Consider the following 20,020-nt stretch of genomic DNA (forward strand, 5'->3'; position numbering starts at 1 on the left):
CAGCCAGCCTAGCCACGCGGCTCGCCGGGGCGGGGAGACGCGCAGCGCACCCAGCCCGAGTCGCGCTCGGCCGCCCGCCCGTCGAGTTCGAGCACGGCCAGCGTCGCCCGCACCACGGCCTCGTCCAACCCGGCGCGGGCCGCGAGCTCGGCCTCGCTTCGCGCGCGGCGCTGCGAGAGCGCATCCAGTAGCCGCATCTCGTCGGGGCTGTCGCGTTGCGGACCCAGTCGCACGTCGGCGGCAACCAGGCTCGGCCGGATCATCTCCAGGATGTCGGCCGCGCTTGTCACGCAGGCCACGTCGGGGTCGCGCATCAGGCGATGGCATCCGGCGGAGGCCGGCGACGTGATGGGCCCGGGCACTGCTCCGATCGGACGATCGAGGGAGCGCGCGTGCGACGCGGTGTTGAGCGCGCCCGAGCGGTGCCCCGCCTCGACCACGACGGTGCCAGCCGTCAGTGCCGCGATCAACCTGTTGCGCTGGAGGAATCGCCACCGGCTGGGCGACGTGCCGCAAGCGACCTCGGCGATGACGGCCCCCTCGTCGGCCACCCTCTGCAGCAGGTCGTGGTTGCCCGGCGGGTAGTACTTGTCGACTCCCCCGGCCATGATCGCGATCGTCGCCCCGGAGGCTGCGAGGGTGGCCCGATGCGCCATCCCGTCGACCCCGTAGGCCCCACCCGAATGGACGCCGACGCCGAGGCCCACGAGCCCGTTGGCGAGCTCGGCCGCCACCTGCTCGCCGTAGGCCGAGGCCGCGCGTGACCCGACCAGGGCGACGCTCGGCCCGACTGCCAGCGTCTCGGGCCGGCCCCGCACCCACAGGGCCGCCGGGCCGTGGTCGCCGAGGCTGTCGAGAGCGCCGGGCCAGACGGTATCGCCCGGGACGACCAGCCGGATGCCGAGCACGCTCGCGAAGCGGAAAGCCGTCCGCACGACGGTGAGGGTGGAGCGCGGCGCCCATCGGCGTCGGGCCGCCGCGAGATCGACCCTATCGGCGTCCTCGCCGACGGCGGCCATCGACGCCTTCACCTCGTCATCGCCGGAGGCGAGTGACGCCAGCGCCCCGGCCGGCCCGAACGTCCTCCGCAGCAGACCTCCGACCCCGTCGCCGGGCTCGACGAGACACGACCACACGGCCGATGCGAAGACGTCGTCGTCGGGCGAGCGCCCCACACCCCGGAGCATGTCGGCGATCTCGGCATCGCTGAAGGCCGCGTAGAGGCCCGCCGCGATCACAGCGACCTCCTGAGCGCGAGAGCGCCGCCGACGTGGCTCGCATCGGGCCGGCCGATGCCGCCGAGATCGGCGAGCGTCCAGGCGAGTCGCAGCACTCGATCGTAGCCGCGCATCGTCAGCGAACCGCTTTCGAGCGCCCGGTCGATCGCCGAGGTCTGTTCGAGGCCGAGGCGCTGCTCGCCGCTTCGGAGCCACTGCCCCGGCACCTCCGAGTTGAGCAGCCACGGTGTGTCTCGAAGACGATGCCGTGCTCGAGCCCGTGCCTCGACCACGCGCCCGCGCGCCTCGTCGCTCGACACCGTCGTCGATCCGCCGTTGGTCGCCAGCCGGAACTGAGCCGAGTCGATTCTCGAGACCCGAAGCTGCATGTCGATCCTGTCGACCAGGGGGCCCGAGAGCCGCCCGAGATAGCGGCGACGCGCGGTCGGCGAACACGTGCACGCGATGTCGCGCGCGCCGTACTGCCCGCACGGGCAGGGGTTCGCGGCGAGCACGAGCTGAAAACGGGCCGGGAAGCGGGCTGTCGCCCGGGCGCGATGGATCGTGATCTCGCCCGACTCGAGCGGCTGGCGCAGGGAGTCGAGCACCGTCGTCGCGAACTCCGGTGCCTCGTCCAGGAAGAGCACGCCCCTCGATGCGAGCGAAGCCGCGCCCGGCCTGATCACCGTGCTGCCACCGCCCACGAGAGCCGCCGCACTGCACGAGTGGTGCGGGCTCTCGTACGGGGGCCGCACCTCCAGCTGGGCCTCGACGCCGAGCCCGCTCAGCGACCGGAGCGATGACACCTCCAGGGCCGCATCCGCCTCGAGATCGGGCAGGATGCCGGGCAGCCGCGCCGCCAGCATGCTCTTGCCCGCGCCGGGCGGCCCTACCATCAGCAGGTGGTGGCCGCCCGAGGCCGCCGCGATGAGCGCATCGACGGCCGCGGCGTTGCCGATGACGTCGGAGAGCTCGAGGGCGGTCGTCTCCGACTCCGCCGCTCTCGGTCGGACGAGCGGCTCGACCGGCTCGGGCTCGAAGTCGCCGCCGTGCCAGATGGCGGCGTCGCGGAGGCAGGCCACCGGCACCACCCGGATCCCCGGCACGAGCGACGCTTCATCGCCGTTGGCGGTGGGAACCATCACGATGCTCGCCCCGGCCTGCGCTGCACCGAGGACGGCGGGCAGGATTCCGTCCACCGGCCTCAGGCGCCCGTCCAGACCCAGCTCACCGAGATGTACCACCCGCTCGATCGACTCGCGATCGACGAGCTCGGCCGCTGCAAGAGCCGCGACGGCGATGCCCAGGTCGAACGACGAGCCGTGCTTGGGCAGGGCGGCCGGCGACAGGTTGATCGTGAGCTTTCGCGGCGGCAGGGCGCAGCCGGAGTTGACCGCGGCGGCCCGCACCCGATCGCGCGCTTCGCCCAGCGATGTGTCGGGCAGGCCGATCAACAGGAAGCCGGGTAGGCCGTCGCTGATGTCGGCCTCGATCTCGACGAGGGCTCCCGTGAGCCCCAGCAACGAGACGGCTCGCGTCCGCGCGACACTCACGGCGCCACCCCCTCGAGGTGCTCGATGATCTCCGACCCGTCGGGCCACACCGTGACGCCGACGACATCGATGCGGAGACCCCGCTGCGCGACCGCGTGCGTGCTCTTCCACACGACGGCGAGTCTGCGGAGTCTCGTGAGCTTGTCGGGCGTGACCGCTGCGAAAGGGTGACCTGCGGCATGGCCGCGGCGGGTCTTGACCTCCACGACCACGAGATCGCCCGCCTCGCGGTCCACCGCGATGATGTCAGCCTCGCCTTCGGGGCATCGCCAATTGGTCTCGAGCACGTGGTAGCCCGCGCGTTCGAGGTAGTGGGCGGCGACCTCTTCGCCGCGTCTGCCGAGTTCTCTGCTTGTCGTCATGTCGACCTCCTGCGATGAGGATGGTCGAGAGACGGTCGGCGACGAGGGCCGGAACGACGATCTGTGGACAACTCCGGCCGAGGCCCCTCCTGTGGAGGAGAGGACGAGCCGCGCCTACGGGGAGCGCCTACTCGTCGAGCGCGAGCTCTTTCGGCAGCTCGAGGTCGCGAGTGGTGAGCTCTTCGACGTTGACGTCTTTGAAGGTGAGCACGCGGACGGACTTCACGAAGCGGTCCGACCGATAGACGTCCCACACCCAGACGTCGTTCATCGTCAACTCGAAGTAGAAGTCGTGCTCGGTGTCGCGGCGCACGAGGTCGACCTCGTTCGCGAGATAGAACCGCCGCTCGGTCTCGATGACGTAGCGGAACTGCGACACCACGTCGCGGTATTCGCGGTAGAGCGCCAGCTCGACCTCGCGGTCGTAGTCTTCGAAATCGTCGTCGTCCATTGCCGGATCATCTTACGTCAGTGCAGCCAGGTGAGACGGTGCAGCGGCGAGGGGCCGAGGGCCTGGAGCGCGTCGTAGTGACCGGTCGAGCCGTAGCCCTTGTTGGCCTTCCAGCCGTAGCCCGGATGCACGTCGTCATGACCGATCATGAGCCGGTCGCGATGCACCTTGGCGATCACCGACGCGGCCGCGACCGAGCCGCAGTCGCGGTCGGCCTTGATCCGGGTCATGACACGCGGCGCCGACTTCAGTGCCGGCGTCAGGTAGTCGTGGTTGCCGTCGAGGACGACGACGGAGCGCAGGATCTCGACGCCCGCCTCGTGCAACTGCACGAGAGCCCGTCGGCCGGCCAGCCCCAGCGCCTTGATGATGCCGATCTCGTCGACCTCGTTCGCATCGGCGAGGCCCACGGCCGAGACGGCGCTCCAGTCGAGGGCCTGCGGGTAGAGCTCTTCGCGCCGCTTCTCGCTGAGCAGCTTGCTGTCGCGGAGCCCCTGCGGCAGAGGCTCGAACGTCGCGACGACGGCGCTCAGACCGACGGCCACCGGGCCCGCGATCGCGCCGCGGCCGACCTCGTCGCAGCCGACCACCCAGTGAGCGCCGGAAGAATGGAGCTCTCGCTCGAGCTCCATCGTCGGTTCGATCACTGCCATCACGATCCCATTGTGCGGCTAATTCTTGCCCGTCCCGTCGAAGACGTTCGGATAGTCGCTGATGAACCCCCAACGACTCGAGGGCCAGGTGATCACGAACGCCCTGCCGACGACGTCCGACTCGGGCACGAAACCCTTGCTGGGCGTGCTCGTCTGGTATCGGCTGTCGGCCGAGTCGTAGCGGTTGTCGCCCTCGACCCAGAGCGACCCCTTCGGCACGGTGACCGAGAAGTCGTTCTGCGACTCGCGGGTGACACCCGGAGGCAGCTTCGTGTACGGCTCGTCGAGCGGGACGCCGTTGACCGTCATCTGCCCGAACGCGTTGCAGCAGGCGACCTTGTCGCCGGGAAGGCCGATGACGCGCTTGACCAGGTGGTCGTCGCTGTCCTGTGTGCCGAGCCCGACCTGGGTGAGGGCCCACTGGATGCCGTGGATCACCGGGTTGCTGCTCGAGTCGCTCGCCGTCTGGGGCGCGCCGTCGAGCCATCCCCCGGGGTCTGTGAACACGATGACGTCGCCGCGCTTGATCGGCGAGACGTTCGGCACCAGCTCGTTCACGATGATGCGGTCGTTGATCTGAAGCGTGTTCTCCATCGAAGCCGACGGAATGTAGAACGACCGGACCAGGAACGTCTTGATGAGGAAAGAGATCAGCAGCGCCGCGAGGAAGATGATGACGATGTCGCGGAGGAAGCGCCAGCCGCCGCCTTTCCGCGGTGCCTTCTCGTCACCCGAAGGCGTCTGCAGGCCCCGCCGCAGTCGCCGCATCACGCCCGTGTCGTCGGCCGCTGTCTCGTCAGGCGCCGTCGCACCGTGCGATGCCGTGTCATCTGTCATGTTAATCACCGAACTCCCCGCTGAATGATACTGGGCGGGGAGCTCGGTTCTTGCAGAAGCGCTGGGAGCGCCTGACTAGTTGTCGCGCTTCTCTTTGATCTTCGCCTTCTTGCCGCGGAGCTCGCGAAGGTAGTACAGCTTGGCGCGACGCACGTCGCCGCGGCTGACCAGCTCGATGTGATCGATGACCGGGGAGTGCACGGGGAACGTGCGCTCGACGCCCACCTGGAAGCTCACCTTGCGGACGGTGAAGGTCTCGCGGACACTGTCGCCCTGGCGGCCGATGACGACGCCCTGGAACACCTGGACACGCGAGCGCGTGCCTTCGATGATGTTCACGTGGACCTTGACGGTGTCGCCGGCGCGGAAGTCGGGGACATCGCTGCGAAGCGACGCGGCATCCAGACTGTCGAGGATGTGGCTCATGATGGTTCGCTCTCTGCAACCGCCACAGGTCGACCGCGGGTGTGAATGATGGGAAGGAAAGTCGTGCCTCGGAAGGGCCGACTCCCCTGTGGCAGAGTCGTGCGCGGGCACAAGCGTCCATTGTGCCATAGACGGGCTCTGATCGGCTACGCCCGTCGCCGTAAGAAGACGCACCGAGCCGGGCAGGCCACAATGGTCTCATGATCGATCTGCGAACCCCGGCCGAGATCGAGGCGATGCGACCAGCCGGCCGCTTCGTCGCATCCGTCCTCGAAGCCACCCGCCACGCTGCCAACCCCGGGGTCAACCTCCTCGAGATCGACGCCCTCGCGCACCGCATGATCACCGCGGCCGGCGCCGAGAGCTCGTACATCGACTACCACCCGTCGTTCGGGGCGAGGCCCTTCGGAAAGGTCATCTGCACCTCGGTCAACGACGCGGTCCTGCACGGTCTCCCCCACGACTACCGTCTCGCCAGGGGTGACCTGCTCACACTCGACTTCGCAGCGAAGCTCGACGGCTGGGTGTCCGACAGTGCGATCAGCTTCGTCGTCGGCGGCGATGAGACTCCGCAGGATTCCAAGCTCATCGCCACCTGCGAGCGGGCGCTCGAGGCGGGCATCTCGGCCGCTCAACCCGGCGGTCGGCTGGGCGACGTCTCGGCGGCCATCGGCGCCGTCGCGCACGAGGCCGGCTACGGCGTCAACATGCAGTTCGGCGGCCACGGCGTCGGCACCGAGATGCATGGCGACCCTCACGTCGCGAACGACGGCCGCGCCGGTCGCGGGTTCCCGCTGAAGCCCGGGCTCGTCATCGCGATCGAGCCGTGGCTGATGGTGACGACCGACGAGATCTACACCGACAAGGACGGCTGGACGTTGCGGAGCGCCGATGGCAGCAGAGCGGCACACGTCGAGCACACCGTCGCCATCACGCCCGACGGGCCGCTCGTCCTCACCGCTCGCGGCTAGACCGAACTACGGCTGGTCGGGCAGGAGGTCCGGGCGGACACGACGCGTGCGCTCGACCTGCTGGTCGTGCCGCCACGCGGCGATCGCGCCGTGGTTGCCACCGAGCAGGATCGCAGGCACCTCGTGGCCGCGCCAGGCAGAAGGCTTCGTGTAGCTCGGGTATTCGAGCAGGCCGTCCTCGTGGCTCTCCTCGGTGAGGCTCTCGGGGTTGCCGACCATGCCCGGAACGAGGCGCCCGACGGCTTCGATCATGGCGATCGCCGCGACTTCACCTCCGTTCAGCACGTAGTCGCCGAGGCTGATCTCGCGCACCTCGACACCGGGACGCGTGGCGGCGTGGTCCATGACGCGCTGGTCGATGCCCTCATAGCGCCCGCACGCGAAGACCAGGTGATCGACCGTGGCGAGGTCTCGGGCCTCTTTCTGTGTGAAAGGTCGGCCGGCGGGCGACGGGACGATCACGACCGACGAGACACCAGGATCCTGCGGCTCGGTCTGATCGGCGACGGCCAGGATCGCGTCGAGCGCCTCGCCCCACGGCTCGGGTTTCATCACCATGCCGGCGCCGCCGCCGTACGGGGTGTCGTCGACGGTGCGGTGGCGGTCGTGGGTGTAGTCACGGAGGTCGTGGACTCGCACGTCGAGGAGGCCTGACTGGCGGGCCTTGCCCACGAGCGAGACGTCGAGCACCCCGAAGAACTCGGGGAAGATCGTGACGATGTCGATGCGCATCGCTCAGGCCTACTCGGTCGGATCGGCCGGTGTGGGCTTGGCCGGTGCCGGCTCGACGGGAGTCGACTCGTCGTCGGGGATCTCTTCGAAGAGCCCTGTCGGAGGCGTGACCGTGACGATGCCGGCGGCGAGGTCGACGCTCGGGACGATGGCGTTCACGAACGGCACGAGGACTTCGCCCGAGGTCGTGCCGACGGCGAGGAGATCCTGGGTCGGAAGGTGATCGACGCGCGAGATCGTGCCGACCTCGACGCCGTCGCGGACGACGCGGAGCCCGACCAGCTGGTGGTCGAACCAGGCGTCGGGCTCGTCCGAGACCTCGATGCCTTCGTGTTCGACCCAGAGGATCGCCTTGACGAGGGTCTCGGCGGTGGTGCGGTCGTCGACGCCGGTGAAGAAGCCGACCGGGTGCGAGTTGTACCAGCGCAGCTCTGCCAGCTCGAGGATCTTGCCGTGCCACGGCGACTCGTCGGGCACCTGGAGGGAGAAGACGGCCCCGGGCACGAAGCGCTTTTCGGGGGCGTCGGTGAAGAGCTCGAGCTTGAGAGCGCCCTTCAGCCCGTGAGCTTTGGTGAGACGGCCGACCCGGAGGCGGGTGCGCTCGTCGTCAGGCATGCGTCGGTCGGTCACCGAATCAGAAATCGGTGTCGACGACGTCGACCCGCACGCGCTTGCCGTCGGCGAGAGCCGTGACGAGGGTGCGGAGCGCCTTGGCAGTGCGCCCGGCGCGCCCGATGACGCGCCCGAGGTCTTCGGGGTGGACACGAACCTCGAGCACGTCGCCGCGCGGGGAGGTCTTCGAGACCACCTGCACCTCGTCCGGGTGATCGACGATCCCCCGGACGAGGTGTTCGAGTGCAGGTGCGAGCACTGACTACGCCTCGGTGCTGTCGGCCGGCTCGGTGGCGGCGTCGGCGGGAGCCTCAGGAGCGGCCGCAGTCTTGGCCGCTGGCTTCTCGCTCTTGGGAACGAGGACGGGCTTCTTCTTCTCGTCGGCGACGAAGGCCGCTTTCGGGGCCTTGGTCTTGACAGTACTGACGGCGTCTTTGTCGCCCTTGAAGCGACCCCAGTCGCCCGTCAGCTTGAGCAGCGCCGCGACCTGCTCGGTCGGCTGTGCGCCCACGCCGAGCCAGTACTGCGCACGCTCGGAGTCGACCTCGATCAGCGACGGCTCTTCGGTGGGGTGGTACTTGCCGATCTCTTCGATGACACGACCGTCGCGCTTGGTGCGCGCGTCGGCGACGACGATGCGGTAATACGGTGCGCGAATCTTTCCGAGTCGCTTGAGACGGATCTTGACAGCCACAATTCTCCTGTGTGCATTGTTTCGGTGCGAGTTGCTAGCCGTGAGCGTGGGGGCACACTCGGCTCGAAAGCTCTGATGGGGTCATGCTGATCACCTGATTAGAGGGTCGGGTGGTCGCAGACTCGACCTCTCATTGTGTCAGACCCGCCCCGTTCTGGCTAATCCCCCGCGCCAGGGGTTTGCCCGTGTCGGGATCGAACCCGTGCTCGATCATGATCCTCGCGATGTCCTCCTCAGCGGTCGGGCCACGCCGGGCTCGACGCGGCGCGGGCCACCGGTCGTCTTCGATGTCGCTGGGCGCGAAGTAACCGGCTCCGCGTCGCTCGTTCCAGCGCTGCCGGAGCTCGGCGACGCTCTCTTCCAGACGACCGATGGCACCGTCGTCCAGCCGGTAGTACCTCTCGTTCCAGTCGCGCCGGACTCTGACGAACCCGCTGGCGTGAAGGATTTTGAGATGCCGGGTCACGGCCGGCCACCCGATGCCGTAGTTGCACTGCACCATCTCGGCGATCTCGCGCACCGGCGCTTCCCACTCGGCGAGCAGATCGAAGAGGTAGCGACGACCGGGTGGGCCATCACCTGCCAGGGGTTCATCTGAGGGTTTCCGTCCGGTGCCATGCTGCCAGCGTCGTCGCTCGAGAAGAGGTGACCCCGCTTGTCCACAGGCCGGGGTCGGCTGGCGCCGTCACAGGTGCCCTGTGGAGGACAGGAGCGCCTTGGCCGGCGCACGTGGCCACGGGCTCGACCTCGGACCCCGACCCCGACCCCGACCCCGAAGACAGGTGTATCGCTTTTTTGGACTTACAAGTCGGCCTGAATTCAGGATCGGTCGGGCGGCATCGACTTCGCGAACTGAATTCAGGCCGACCTGCGCCGGCGGGAAGTGGACGGGACTGAATTCAGCCGCACGTTCGTTTCGCGGCCGCCGTGCGACTGAATTCAGGACCACCTTGGGCAGCGCGGCAACCCGGCACTGAGTTCGGGCAGACCTGTAAGTCAGAAAAAGCAATACCGCTTCCCGGGAGGTCGGCGCGGGCTGTTTGCCCGGACTCCGCCAGGCGTGGCCAGGCCCGGAGTCAGGGGGCGACGCGGCGGGCGGCCTCGAGGCCCTCGGACATGGCGCGGACGGCGTCGACGGCGCGAGCGTCGAGGGCGCCGCCGATGAGCGTGTGCGGCGTGCCGGCGGAGGCGAGGGCCGCGGCGAGCGACGCCACAGGCTCTTGGCCGGCGCAGACGATGACCGTGTCGGCGGGAATCGACGAGACGACCCCCTCCGGCGAGACGACCTCGAGCACGCCCGGGCGAACGGCCTGGTACGAGACGTGGTCGACGAAGTTCACGCCGGCGGCGCGGAGGCGGGCCACGGCGACCCAGCGCGAGGAGGCGCCGACACCGCTGCCGAACTTGCCCGAGCGGCTGATCAGGGTGACCTGGGAGCCCGGGCGAACCGGGTGCGGTCGGGTTGCGTCTCGGCGCTGCTGAAGCGACGCCCCGAACACGGCGTCGGTCGGCAAGTCGTACGAGCTGACGAACTCCGCGGCGCGCTCGGCCTCGTGGCCCGACTCGACGAGGTAAGCGGCTGTGTCGACGCCGATGCCGCCGGCGCCGATGAGGGCGACGGTGCCCGCCGGGACACCCTCGCGGAGGGCACGTTCGTACGTGACGACATGCGGCAGATCGATGCCGGGGATGTCGAGAGTACGCGGCCGGACGCCGGTGGCGACGATCACGTGGTCGAAATCGACGAGATCCTGTGCCCCTACGACTCGGCCGGTGACGACGGTCGCGCCCAGGCGCAGCAGCTCGTCGTGCATCGCGAGAACGGGGCCTGCGTAGTCTTCCTTGCCGGGGATCGAAGCGGCGAGGTCGAACTGGCCGCCCAGCGACGAGCGGGCCTCGAAAACGGTGACGGCGTTGCCCCGGCGGGCGAGATCGACAGCGGCAGAGAGGCCTGCGGGGCCGGCCCCGACGACGGCGACGCGCAGGATGCGACGGCTCGGCATGACCGGGAACTCCAGCTCGCGTGCCGCCCGCGGGTTCACGAGGCACGAGACCGGCTTGCCGAAGATCGACCGGTCGATGCAGGCCTGGTTGCAGCCGATGCACGTCGTGACCCGGTCGAAGTGCCCGGCGGTGCTCTTGGCGACGATGGCGGGGTCGGCGAGGAACGGCCGCGCCAGTGCCACGGCGTCGACGGCGCCGCGAGCCAGGACGTCCTCGACGTCGCGGAGATCCGTCATCCTGTTGCTCGCGATGACGGCTACCGCCGGTCGGGACGAGGCTCGCACGACTCCCGCGATGCGCTCGGCGTAGGGCACCCAGACCGCGTGCGGCACGGCGGCCTGCACGGTGGGCACCCGAGATTCGTGCCAGCCGACGCCGACGCTGATGCCGTCCACCCCGGCGTCGACCAGCGCGAGCACGAGAGCGTCGACATCGCCGGCAGTCGACGAATCGGGCATGAGGTCGTCGCCCGAGACTCGGAAGCCGACCGGGAACGACGGCCCGACAGCGCTCCGGACCGCCTCGAGCACGGCGATCGGGAACCGGCGTCGGCGCACGGCGTCGCCACCCCACTCGTCGTCTCGCAGGTTGGTGAGCGGAGAGCAGAACTGGTTGACGAGGTAGCCCTCGGACGCCATCACCTCGACAGCATCGAAGCCCAGTTCTTGAGCCCGGCGGGCGGCCGCCGCGTAGTCGGCGATCGTTCGACGCACTCCGGCGTCGTCGAGACTCACGGGCACCGCCCCCGCGCGGCCCGCCATGGCACGGCCGACGGCGCGACCGCATACTCATCCGCGCCGTCACGCCGAGTCAGGCCCGACGTCAGCGCGTAGCGACCGGCATGGAAGAGCTGCGCCGAGAGCGCTCCCCCGGCCTCGTGCACGGCGGCCGCGGCTCGCGCGAATCGTGTATCGGCAGCAGGATCACCCAGCACGGCGTAGTCGGCGCCACCGCGACCCTCGGAGTTGACCGCGAGCCCACCGGTGATGACGAGAGCAGCACCACCCTCGACGCGCTCCTGGTAGAAACGCGCCAGTGCGGCACCGCCGTCGTCACGGACCTCGAGGCCCGTATGCATGCTCCCGAGCACGACACGGTGCGGCAGACGCAGCGAGCCCAGCGACCACGGCGTCTGCGTGAGCGCCAGCAGGTCAGAGCCGGGGGCCACCGAGCACCGGGCCGGCCACTGCTGCGTCACCCAGCACGGCGTCGCGCAGGGGGCTCGTCGTGTCGGCCCAGAACGGCGGGGCGATGACGGTCAGACCACCGTCGACCGAGATCACCTGGCCGGTGATGTAGCCGGCCTTCTCGGAGAGCAGGAAGTCGACGGCGTCGGCCACCTCGTCGGCAGTGCCCTTGCGCTGCAGCGGGATCTTCGAGATGACCGACTCCATCGGCGCCATGCCGGGCACCGAGTTGTAGAAGTAGTCGAGCGAGTCGGTGTCGATGAGGCCGCCGTTGACAGCGTTGACCGTGATGCCTCGCGGGCCGAACTCGGTCGCCATGAACTTGACGTAGGCCTCGTTCGCCGCCTTGGCCGCACCGAGCGAGGCGTAGGTCGGGAACGCGCGCAGCGAGCCGTAGCTGGTGATCGCCACGATCCTGCCGCCGTTCGGCATGATCGCGGCCGCCGCCTGCGCACCCAGCACGAACGAGCGGATGTTGGTCGCGTAGTTGCGGTCGAGGTGGTGCAGCTTGAGCTCGGAGACCGGCTTGAAGGCCGATGCCGCCGCCGAGGCGATGAACATGTCGAGCTTGCCGTAGGTCTGCTTGACGACCTCGAACACGGCGTCGATCGACTTCGGCTGTTCGACGTCGAGCTGCACCGTGATGCCGTCGGCCCCGAGCGCACGGATCTCGGCGAGGGTGCCCTCAGCCATCTCGGCGTTGTTCTTGTAAGTGACGACGACGTCGACGCCCCGGCTCGCCAACTTGAGGGCGAGCACCTTGCCGATGCCGCGCGAGGCGCCAGTGATCAGGGCGACAGGACGGGAGGATGTTTCGGAAGCCAACGGGGGCCTTTCTGAAGAGATGAAATAATTGGATCTAGTAGTCGACGGCACCCGTGACGACGGCGCGGCCGACGACGAGCTTCTGGATCTCGTTGGTGCCCTCTTCGAAGCGCTGCGCGCGAGCGTCACGGTAGACGCGCTCGATCTTGTTGCGCTTCCAGTAGCCCTGGCCGCCGTGGACCTGGAGAGCCTTGTCTGTGACGCGCGCGAGCATGTCGACCGCGATCATCTTCGAGGCGCTCGAGAGCACACCGGCGTCGGCGCGGTCCTCTTCGTAAGCCTTCGCGGCCTCGATGACGAGGGCACGTGCAGCGGCGATGTCGGCATAGTTCTCGGCCAGGTAGAACTGGATCGCCTGGCGGCTGGAGAGCTTCTTGCCGAAGGTCTCGCGCTTGTTGGCGTACTCGACGGCGAGCTGCTGCGCACGCTCGGCCAGGCCGACAGCGCTCATGGCCACCGACACGCGGCTCGGCAGAAGGAAGCCGCCGAGGGCGACCTTGAGGCCGTCACCCTGCTCGCCGAGCAGAGCAGAATTCGGCACGGGCGTCTCGGTGAAGCGCAGGATCGCGTGGTCGGTGCCGCGGACGCCCATGGTCTCGGAGTCGTCGATCACCTCGGCTCCCGGCAGACCCGTGTTCGGCATGAGGAAGGCGACGAAGCCCTCTTTGTCTGTGGAACCCTCGATGCGGGCTGCGATCAGCCAGTAGTCGCACTTCACGCCGAACGTGATGAGGTGCTTCTCGCCGTTGAGGTACCAGGTGTCACCCTCGAGGCGGGCCGTGGTGCGGAGATCCTGACCCGTGCCGGCCGTGGCCTCGGTGAGCGTGAACGCGACCAGCTTGGTGCCGGCGATGGAGGGTTTGACGATCTCGTCCATCTGAGCAGGGGTCGCGAAAGGCACCATGGCGCGCCAGGTGCCGTTGATCACGTGGACGAGCATGCGGATCGACGCGTGCGAGCGCGACACGATCTCCATGAGCTCGAGGTAGCGCGAGAACGGAATGCCGCGGCCGCCGAGCTCGACGGGCGCCGCGAGGCTGAGGTAGCCGCGGTCACGGAGCTCCGGCAGAAGGCCGTCGGGCACCTGACCGGTGGCCTCGATCTCGTCGGCGTACGCCTCGCCGGGGCCTTCGACCCAGGCGGTGACGTCGGCCTTGATCGCCTGGAAAGCTTCTTCTGAAATCCGAGCTTCGCCGTCGAGGCCGGATACGGCGGGTGCAGCGGTCGTGGTGGTCATTTCTGGTTCTCCTTGACGGTGTCGCGGGCCACGAGGGCCGCTGCCTGGTCGCGCAGGACGTTCTTCTGGACCTTGCCCACGGCGTTGCGGGGGATCTCATCGATGAACTCGAGACGCTCGGGCCAATAGTATTTCGAGACCCCGGCGTCGCCGAGGTACTTCTTCATGTCGGCGAACTCGAGGTGCACGCCGGTCTTCGACGCCACGACGAACGCGCAGGCGCGCTCACCGAGTCGCGGGTCGGGCATGGCGACGATCGCTGCATCCGACACCAGGGGGTGCTGGTAGAGGAGGTTTTCGATCTCGACGACCGGGATCTTCTCGCCGCCGCGGTTGATCACGTCTTTGATGCGGCCCGTGATGTGCAGGAAGCCCTTGTCGTCGACGATGGCCAGGTCGCCCGTGCGGTACCAGCCGTCGGCCGTGAAGACGTCGTCGGTGAGGTCGGGCCGGTCGAGGTAGCCGCCGAACATCGTCGGCGAGTGCAGCTCGTAGTTGCCTTCAATGCCGGCGGGCAACTCGACCCCCTCGTCGTCGACGATGCGCAGGCGGATGCCGGGCAGCGGCTTGCCGTCGCTGCCCCAGGCGTCTTCGGGGGCGTCGAACGGCGTCGAGAGTGCACCGAGGCACGTCTCGGAGGTGCCGAAGGCGCCGAGAACACTCGTCTCGAGCACGGTGGTCGCCTTCTGGGCGAGGGCACGCGGCACGGCGGCGCCGGTTGCGACGAAGATCCGGAGGCTCTCGGGTTGCGGGATGCCGCCCTCGACCTCGGCCACGAGGTCGGTGAGGAACGGCGTCGCGCACTGCACGAACGAGGCCTTCGACGCGTGGAAGGCCTGCGTCAGCGCGACCTTCGCATCCCACACCGGCTGGATGACGCTGGCGACGCCGAGGCGCCACGACAGCAGCATGCCGTAGAGGAAGCCGGTCTGGTGGGCGAGCGGCGACGGGATGTACACGCGGTCGGCGTCGCCGAGGCCGAGGTGCGCGACCTCCATGGCGGTCGCCAGGCCCAGGGTGCGGTGCGGGTGCTGCACGCCCTTCGGCTCACCGGTGGTGCCGGAAGTGAAGAGCAGCTGGCAGATGTCCTCGGGCGTCGGCGCGAGCTCGCGGATGAGCGCGAGGTCGGGCGTGACGGCGCCGAGGGCGATGTCGTAGTAGCGCCAGTTCCACTCGGACGCTTCGACTCGTGAGGCGACTGCTGCCGGGATCGGCGTCGCGTCGGCGTGAGCACTCGAGTCGCCGCGGCTCTCCGAGCGCAGGACCACGACGTGCTCGAGCGAGAGGCGGCGCTTCTGGGCCTTGGCCTCGTCGATCACGTCGAGCAACTCGATGGCCGGGCGCCGACGGCGGAACAGGTTGGGCAGGAAGACGACGCGGGCACGCGACCGAGACAGAGTCATCGTGGTCTCGCGCGGGCCGAACACCGGCATGATCGGCGTGGCGACGGCCCCGATCTGGACGGTGCCGAGCGTGATCGCCACGAACTCCTTCCAGTTGGGCAGCTGCATGGCGACCGACTCGCCCCGTTGCACACCGAGCTCGATGAGCAGCTGCGAGACCTTGTCTGCTTCGTCCTGAAGCTCGCGCCAGGTGGTGGTGACCGGCTCGACGCCGCCGACCTCGATGACAGCCGCGTCGTTCGGACGGGTCTCGGCCATCTGCCGGACCTTCTCGCTGAGCACCAGCGGGTCGGCGTCGACGCCCCGCAGCTCGAGCGGGGCCTCCTGCTGCGAGGCCTCGCTCAGCTCGTCGCGCTCGAACTCGACGTTCTCGGGCGTCTCGAGCGTCTTGGGGTCGCCCATGTCGAGGTCGAGCCCGATCGAGGTCATCGCCTCGAGGAAGGTCGGATAGGAGATGCGGTACGCGCGCGGATAGGTCAATGTGGTCGCGCCGGCCGCCCGGGTGCCGGCGATCGCCAGCGACATGAGCACGCGGTGGTCGTTGAACGATGACAGCGGGGCGCCTACCAGAGGCTGTGTCGCGCCGGTGACCCGCAGCTCGTCGTGCGTCTGGGCGGCGGTGCCACCCAGGTTGTTCAACTGCAGCATCGCCGAGACGCGGTCGCTCTCTTTGAGACGGATGTGGCCGACGTTGCGGAAGATCGAAGTGCCCCGGGCGAAAGTCGCCATGGTCGCCAGGATCGGCAGGAGGTCGGGGATCGGCTGGCAGTCGATGTCGATGGCCCTGAGCGGCGCACCGTCGCTCACGATGCGGACATACCCGGTCTCCTCGTCGATCGAGAACCGAACACCCATCTCGCTGGCGAGGTCGAGGAACTCCGACTCGGGGTGGTCGGTCTCGCTGGTCTTGAAGGTGCGGAGCCCCGTGAAGAGCACGTCGGACGGGTGTATCGCGGCGGCGGCGATGCCGAAGGCGGCCGAGCCGATGTCGGCGGGGATCGTGTAGTCGGCGGGGGTGGCCGTCTGGTTGCTGGGAATCGTGAAGGTGAGCCAATCGTCGGAGTGCTCGACGGTGAGACCCCACAGGCGCATCATCCGGATCGTCAGGTCGACGTACGGCTGCTCGTTGAGCGTGCCGCCGGTGACGTGGACGACCGTGTCGGTCTCGGCGAACGGCGCGAGCAGGAGAAGCCCGGAGAGCCATTGGCTGAGGGTGCCGGCGATCGAGACCTCACCGCCGCGAGGGCGCTTCGGCTGGACGTGGACGGGCGGGCGATCCTGGTCGGCCTCGAGCTCGACGCCCATCTGCTGCAGGGAGTCGAGGAGGGCCTTGATCGGGCGCCGACGGAAGTACTTCATGCCCGTCAGGGTCATCGGCTGGTCGGCGAGCGACGCGAGGCCGACCATGAAGTAGAGCGTGGTGCCGGACGAGCCCATGTTGAGGAGGCCTTCGGCGCCCTTCGAGCCGTGGTCGACGATGTCGGTGGCCTGGTACGGCCCGCCCTCGACGATGTAGCGGTCGCCGTCGACCGTGATCTTCGTGCCGAGGGCTCGTAGCGTGCCGACGGTCCACTCGACCTGACGGGTGGTCGAGACGCCGGTGATGACGCTCCGGCCCGGGGCGAGCGACGCCAGGACCAGAGCCCGGTGCGCGTGGTACTTCGAGACGGGGATCTCGAGTTCGCCCTCGAGCCTGGTTGACGTGCCTCTGACGACCAACTGCATGACGTCCTCCTCCTGCTAGCCTGCGCGGGCACCACGCGGTGAAGGATTGAACCCACCCACCGCTGGTCCCGTCGAGATACGTTAGCCCACGGTGTCCCCCGGAGGGGGCTGCGCCACCCTGTCGGCGGCGCCCCGCGCAGAAGTCGTCAGAGACCCTGCAAAGATGAGCACCCTTCTTCGGAGGATATGGACTTGCCTCGGCCGGTCGGCCCCTCTGGCCTGGCAGGATGGCGCGCATGAGTCGCGCCCCCCGAATCCCCTTCGCCACATCGAGGCGGTCGACGCTCGGGCTGGAGTGGGAGCTCGCACTGGTCGACCGGCGAAGCGGAGAGCTGTCGCCGCGGGCTCCCGAGATCCTGTCGGCCCTTCGTCACCTCAACGATGACGGCGACCGCGTGACGAAAGAGCTGCTGACGAACACGGTGGAGATCGTCACCGGCGTCCACGAGCGGGTCGCCGACGGGATCGCCGACCTCGAGGCCACGATCGCGGCCGTGCGCGACGAGGCCGAACCCCTCGGCGCCGACCTGATGTGCGCCGGCACGCACCCGTTCAGCCAGTGGTTCCAGCAGAGCGTCACGCCCGACAGCGAGCGGTACGAGACCCTGATCGACCGCACCCGGTGGTGGGGGCGCCAGATGATGATCTGGGGCGTGCACGTGCACGTGGGGATCGATGACAAGCGGAAGGTGCTGCCGATCCTCAACGCCCTCCTCACCTACTTGCCGCACTTCCAGGTGCTGACCGCGTCGAGCCCGTTCTGGGTCGGCGAGGCCACCGGCTACGCGTCGAACCGGGCGATGATGTTCCAGCAGCTGCCGACCGCCGGCCTGCCGCCGCAGTTCGAGACCTGGGGCGATTACGAGTCGATGGTCGACGACATGACGCGCACCGGTGTGATCGACGACTTCTCGGAGCTGCGCTGGGATCTCCGGCCGTCGCCGACGTGGGGAACCCTCGAGATCCGGGTGTTCGACGGGATCTCGAGCGTGGCCGAAGTCGCGTCGATGGCGGCTCTCGCGCAGTGCCTCGTCGACGACTTCTCGGAGCGCCTCGACCATGGCGAAGAGCTGCCGCGGATGCAGCCGTGGTTCGTCCGCGAGAACAAGTGGCGCGCCGCCCGCTACGGCCTGGAGGCGATCATCATCCAGAACGCGGCAGGTGACGAGCGCCTCGTCACCGACGACACGCAGGATCTGCTGGTTCGGCTCGAGCCCGCAGCGGAACGCCTCGGCTGCCTCGACGAGCTCGCCGGGGTGCAGACGATCATGACCGGAGGCGCTTCCTATCAGCGGCAGCTCGCGGTGGCGGCGCGAAACTACGGGTCGCTCAAGGCCGTGGTGGCCTCGCTCGTAGCCGAGCTGCGCGACGGCGTCGCCCCGCCGGCTCGCTGAGCGGTCAGGCGTCGAGGAGGCCCGCGAGGCTGTCACCGTAGACGGCCTGCGCCATCTCGACGATTGCGTCGATCTGCGGGGTGCGCCGGTCGGCCTCGTAGACGAGCGCGACGTCGCTCGGCCCGATGTCGGTGAGCCGACGGTAGACGACGTCGGGACGCGTGTAGAACTGCGCGGCCGAATCGGGCAGGATCGCGATCCCGACGCCGGACGCGACGTACTCCAGCTTCTCTTCGACGGTGGTCGGCTTCGGCAGGTCGTCCGGCCGATCCGACAGGCCGTTCGGCCGCAGCTCTTCGGCGGCGTCGCGCCACTCCGGCACGGCATCGACGTCTTGCAGCAGTTCGAGCAGCGCGAGGTCGCGGACCGCCAGGGCCGCCCGCGCGGCCAGCGGGTGGTCGAACGGCAGGGCCACGACCCGCGGTTCGCTCGTCAGCCGCACGACACGGAGGCCTCGACGAGCGACCGGCATGCGGACGATGCTGACGTCCGCACGCCCGTCGTGGACGACTTCGATCTGATCGTCGTAGCCTGTGCGCAGCACGTCGACCCGGAGGCCCGGGAATCGATCGCCCATGGCCCGCGCGAGACCGGTGACGATGATCCCCGGCATGAAGGCGATGGTGAAGTGCGCCGCGCCCCGGCCGCGGATCCGGGCACGCCGTTGAAACGAGCGCGACGCCGACAGGAGCCGACGCGCCTCGTCGACAAGCGACTCCCCCGCCTCGGTGACCTCGGTGCCGCGACTCGAACGATCGAACAGGGTCACCCCGAGCTCGGCCTCGAGGGCCCGCAGCTGCCGGCTCAGCACGGGCTGGGCGATGTGAAGCCGCTCGGCCGCGCGGCCGAACGTGCCCGCATCGGCGATCGCCACGAAATAGCGCAGCTTGCGGAGGTCGAGATCGCTCATGCCCTCACGCTACGTCAGACGAGCACGCCGCCGCCGTCGACCACGAGGGTCTGGCCGGTGACGTAGTCGGTGTCGATCATCGCGAGGAAGGCCTTGGCCACATCGGAAGGCTCGGCCACGCGGCCGAGGGGAAGCGACGCGCCGGACGATGCGAATAGGGCGTCCTGCTCGTCCTGCGACATGCCGTTCCACACGGGTGTCCGCGTCAGCCCGGGCACGATCGTGTTGACGCGCAGCGGTGCGATTTCGATCGCGAGGGCCTTGCCTGCCGCGATCATGGCGCTGCACCAGGCGGACCCGATCGTCCAGGTGGGCCCTGGGCGAAGTGCTGCCGTCCCGCTGGTGAACGTGATCGACCCGCCGCCGTTCAGCAGCGGAAGCGACAGCCGCGCCGCCTCCAGCGCCGTGAAGAACCGCAGCTCGAACACTTTGCGGGCGGCCGCGATGTCGTAGTCGGCCAGGGCCTGGAACGTGAGGGTCTCACCCGCCGTGTAGACCAGGTGGTCGAAGCGGCCGAGAGCCTCGAAGAACGCGCCGAGGGCGAGGCTGTCGGTGAGATCGACCGCGAATCCCTCCGCCGAGGCCGGCAGCTGAGCGAGGGCTGCGTCGACGCTCGTCTGGCGACTCGAGACGACGACGACTCTGGCCCCGGCGTCGGCCGAGGCCAGGGCGGTGGCGAGACCGAGCCCGCTGGTGCCCCCGAGGATGACGATGCGCTTGTCGGAGAGTGACATGAGGTGCCTTTCCGTCGGTCGCGACGTGCGACCCGACAGAACGAGTCTCGGTGCCTACCGGATGCCGCGTCCAAGACCTGTTGGGTGCCCAGC

21 protein-coding genes are annotated in these 20,020 nt (G+C 69.1%); 2 read left to right on the forward strand and 19 right to left on the reverse strand.

The features are described 5' to 3' along the window. Positions 1–8: 8 nt before the first annotated feature. The 7 genes from dprA to rplS all read right to left on the reverse strand — a co-directional run bounded on the left by dprA (position 9) and on the right by rplS (position 5,499). Positions 9–1,238, reverse strand: coding sequence for a DNA-processing protein DprA (dprA, locus tag AX769_RS15350; protein ID WP_239451812.1), 1,230 nt, complete (start codon positions 1,236–1,238; stop codon positions 9–11). Next, entirely contained in the window at positions 1,235–2,770 is a 1,536-nt protein-coding gene (locus AX769_RS15355) for a YifB family Mg chelatase-like AAA ATPase (protein ID WP_066281057.1), read from the reverse strand. The genes dprA and AX769_RS15355 overlap by 4 nt, the downstream gene beginning before the upstream one ends. Next, positions 2,767–3,132 (reverse strand): YraN family protein, encoded by a 366-nt coding sequence (locus tag AX769_RS15360; protein ID WP_066281060.1) that lies wholly within the window; start codon positions 3,130–3,132, stop codon positions 2,767–2,769. Before AX769_RS15360 ends, AX769_RS15355 begins: the two co-directional genes overlap by 4 nt. Before the next feature lie 127 nt (positions 3,133–3,259). Continuing rightward, positions 3,260–3,583, reverse strand: a complete 324-nt coding sequence (locus tag AX769_RS15365; protein WP_066281062.1) for a DUF2469 family protein — start codon at positions 3,581–3,583, stop codon at positions 3,260–3,262. A gap of 17 nt (positions 3,584–3,600) precedes the next feature. Beyond that, the gene (locus tag AX769_RS15370) at positions 3,601–4,236 is read right to left on the reverse strand and encodes a ribonuclease HII (RefSeq protein ID WP_066283803.1); all 636 of its coding nucleotides are present in this window, start codon (positions 4,234–4,236) and stop codon (positions 3,601–3,603) included. An 18-nt stretch (positions 4,237–4,254) separates the two neighbouring features. Next, the gene (gene lepB, locus AX769_RS15375) at positions 4,255–5,004 is read right to left on the reverse strand and encodes a signal peptidase I (RefSeq protein WP_066283806.1); all 750 of its coding nucleotides are present in this window, start codon (positions 5,002–5,004) and stop codon (positions 4,255–4,257) included. Between the two features lie 144 nt (positions 5,005–5,148). Further along, the gene (gene rplS / locus AX769_RS15380; protein WP_055958791.1) at positions 5,149–5,499 is read right to left on the reverse strand and encodes a 50S ribosomal protein L19; all 351 of its coding nucleotides are present in this window, start codon (positions 5,497–5,499) and stop codon (positions 5,149–5,151) included. Positions 5,500–5,699: 200 nt separating this feature from the next. Here rplS and map point away from each other — a divergent pair, with 200 nt between their 5' ends. Further along, a complete protein-coding gene (gene map / locus AX769_RS15385; protein ID WP_066281064.1) occupies positions 5,700–6,470 on the forward strand; it encodes a type I methionyl aminopeptidase in 771 nt (256 codons plus the stop codon). A 6-nt stretch (positions 6,471–6,476) separates the two neighbouring features. Here the strand turns inward: map and trmD are convergent, their stop codons facing one another. The 10 genes from trmD to aroA form a co-directional block, all read right to left on the reverse strand. Further along, a complete protein-coding gene (gene trmD / locus AX769_RS15390; protein WP_066281067.1) occupies positions 6,477–7,202 on the reverse strand; it encodes a tRNA (guanosine(37)-N1)-methyltransferase TrmD in 726 nt (241 codons plus the stop codon). 9 nt (positions 7,203–7,211) lie between these two features. Continuing rightward, a complete protein-coding gene (gene rimM, locus AX769_RS15395; protein WP_066283809.1) occupies positions 7,212–7,817 on the reverse strand; it encodes a ribosome maturation factor RimM in 606 nt (201 codons plus the stop codon). A 19-nt stretch (positions 7,818–7,836) separates the two neighbouring features. Next, positions 7,837–8,073 carry an RNA-binding protein gene (locus AX769_RS15400; RefSeq protein ID WP_066281069.1) on the reverse strand — a complete coding sequence of 79 codons (237 nt, stop codon included), beginning with the start codon at positions 8,071–8,073 and terminating at the stop codon, positions 7,837–7,839. A gap of 3 nt (positions 8,074–8,076) precedes the next feature. Continuing rightward, complete coding sequence (rpsP, locus tag AX769_RS15405; RefSeq protein ID WP_066281071.1) at positions 8,077–8,508, reverse strand: 30S ribosomal protein S16; 432 nt, start codon at positions 8,506–8,508, stop codon at positions 8,077–8,079. Between the two features lie 130 nt (positions 8,509–8,638). Further along, positions 8,639–9,028 carry a helix-turn-helix transcriptional regulator gene (locus AX769_RS15410; protein WP_066281072.1) on the reverse strand — a complete coding sequence of 130 codons (390 nt, stop codon included), beginning with the start codon at positions 9,026–9,028 and terminating at the stop codon, positions 8,639–8,641. Positions 9,029–9,584: 556 nt separating this feature from the next. After that, the gene (locus tag AX769_RS25730) at positions 9,585–11,246 is read right to left on the reverse strand and encodes an FAD-dependent oxidoreductase (protein ID WP_204249222.1); all 1,662 of its coding nucleotides are present in this window, start codon (positions 11,244–11,246) and stop codon (positions 9,585–9,587) included. After that, positions 11,243–11,680 carry a hypothetical protein gene (locus tag AX769_RS25735; RefSeq protein ID WP_204249223.1) on the reverse strand — a complete coding sequence of 146 codons (438 nt, stop codon included), beginning with the start codon at positions 11,678–11,680 and terminating at the stop codon, positions 11,243–11,245. The genes AX769_RS25730 and AX769_RS25735 overlap by 4 nt, the downstream gene beginning before the upstream one ends. Then, positions 11,664–12,524: an SDR family oxidoreductase gene (locus AX769_RS15420; protein ID WP_157887664.1), complete on the reverse strand. Its 861-nt coding sequence runs from the start codon at positions 12,522–12,524 to the stop codon at positions 11,664–11,666. The genes AX769_RS25735 and AX769_RS15420 overlap by 17 nt, the downstream gene beginning before the upstream one ends. 34 nt (positions 12,525–12,558) lie before the next feature. Further along, positions 12,559–13,761 carry an acyl-CoA dehydrogenase family protein gene (locus AX769_RS15425; protein WP_066281075.1) on the reverse strand — a complete coding sequence of 401 codons (1,203 nt, stop codon included), beginning with the start codon at positions 13,759–13,761 and terminating at the stop codon, positions 12,559–12,561. Further along, positions 13,758–16,889 (reverse strand): 3-phosphoshikimate 1-carboxyvinyltransferase, encoded by a 3,132-nt coding sequence (aroA, locus tag AX769_RS15430; RefSeq protein WP_066281076.1) that lies wholly within the window; start codon positions 16,887–16,889, stop codon positions 13,758–13,760. Before aroA ends, AX769_RS15425 begins: the two co-directional genes overlap by 4 nt. A gap of 236 nt (positions 16,890–17,125) precedes the next feature. Between aroA and AX769_RS15435 the strand changes: the two genes are divergently transcribed. Next, positions 17,126–18,283, forward strand: coding sequence for a glutamate--cysteine ligase (locus AX769_RS15435; protein WP_369824032.1), 1,158 nt, complete (start codon positions 17,126–17,128; stop codon positions 18,281–18,283). A 4-nt stretch (positions 18,284–18,287) separates the two neighbouring features. Here the strand turns inward: AX769_RS15435 and AX769_RS15440 are convergent, their stop codons facing one another. Continuing rightward, positions 18,288–19,193, reverse strand: a complete 906-nt coding sequence (locus AX769_RS15440; RefSeq protein WP_066281082.1) for a LysR family transcriptional regulator — start codon at positions 19,191–19,193, stop codon at positions 18,288–18,290. Between the two features lie 14 nt (positions 19,194–19,207). Further along, positions 19,208–19,927 carry an SDR family oxidoreductase gene (locus AX769_RS15445; RefSeq protein WP_066281084.1) on the reverse strand — a complete coding sequence of 240 codons (720 nt, stop codon included), beginning with the start codon at positions 19,925–19,927 and terminating at the stop codon, positions 19,208–19,210. Between the last annotated feature and the right edge of the window lie 93 nt (positions 19,928–20,020).

The sequence above is a fragment of the Frondihabitans sp. PAMC 28766 genome, from assembly GCF_001577365.1.
In the GTDB taxonomy this organism is placed as follows: Bacteria; Actinomycetota; Actinomycetes; order Actinomycetales; family Microbacteriaceae; genus Frondihabitans.

Bases quoted from the DNA above. Each gene is read 5' to 3' on its own strand.
- AX769_RS15360 (WP_066281060.1), bottom strand. From the start codon at position 3,132: ATGACGACAAGCAGAGAACTCGGCAGACGCGGCGAAGAGGTCGCCGCC.
- AX769_RS15365 (WP_066281062.1), bottom strand. From the start codon at position 3,583: ATGGACGACGACGATTTCGAAGACTACGACCGCGAGGTCGAGCTGGCG.
- AX769_RS15370 (WP_066283803.1), bottom strand. From the start codon at position 4,236: ATGGCAGTGATCGAACCGACGATGGAGCTCGAGCGAGAGCTCCATTCT.
- lepB (WP_066283806.1), bottom strand. From the start codon at position 5,004: ATGCGGCGACTGCGGCGGGGCCTGCAGACGCCTTCGGGTGACGAGAAG.
- rplS (WP_055958791.1), bottom strand. From the start codon at position 5,499: ATGAGCCACATCCTCGACAGTCTGGATGCCGCGTCGCTTCGCAGCGAT.
- map (WP_066281064.1), top strand. From the start codon at position 5,700: ATGATCGATCTGCGAACCCCGGCCGAGATCGAGGCGATGCGACCAGCC.
- trmD (WP_066281067.1), bottom strand. From the start codon at position 7,202: ATGCGCATCGACATCGTCACGATCTTCCCCGAGTTCTTCGGGGTGCTC.
- rimM (WP_066283809.1), bottom strand. From the start codon at position 7,817: ATGCCTGACGACGAGCGCACCCGCCTCCGGGTCGGCCGTCTCACCAAA.
- AX769_RS15425 (WP_066281075.1), bottom strand. From the start codon at position 13,761: ATGACCACCACGACCGCTGCACCCGCCGTATCCGGCCTCGACGGCGAA.
- aroA (WP_066281076.1), bottom strand. From the start codon at position 16,889: ATGCAGTTGGTCGTCAGAGGCACGTCAACCAGGCTCGAGGGCGAACTC.
- AX769_RS15435 (WP_369824032.1), top strand. From the start codon at position 17,126: ATGAGTCGCGCCCCCCGAATCCCCTTCGCCACATCGAGGCGGTCGACG.
- AX769_RS15440 (WP_066281082.1), bottom strand. From the start codon at position 19,193: ATGAGCGATCTCGACCTCCGCAAGCTGCGCTATTTCGTGGCGATCGCC.
- AX769_RS15445 (WP_066281084.1), bottom strand. From the start codon at position 19,927: ATGTCACTCTCCGACAAGCGCATCGTCATCCTCGGGGGCACCAGCGGG.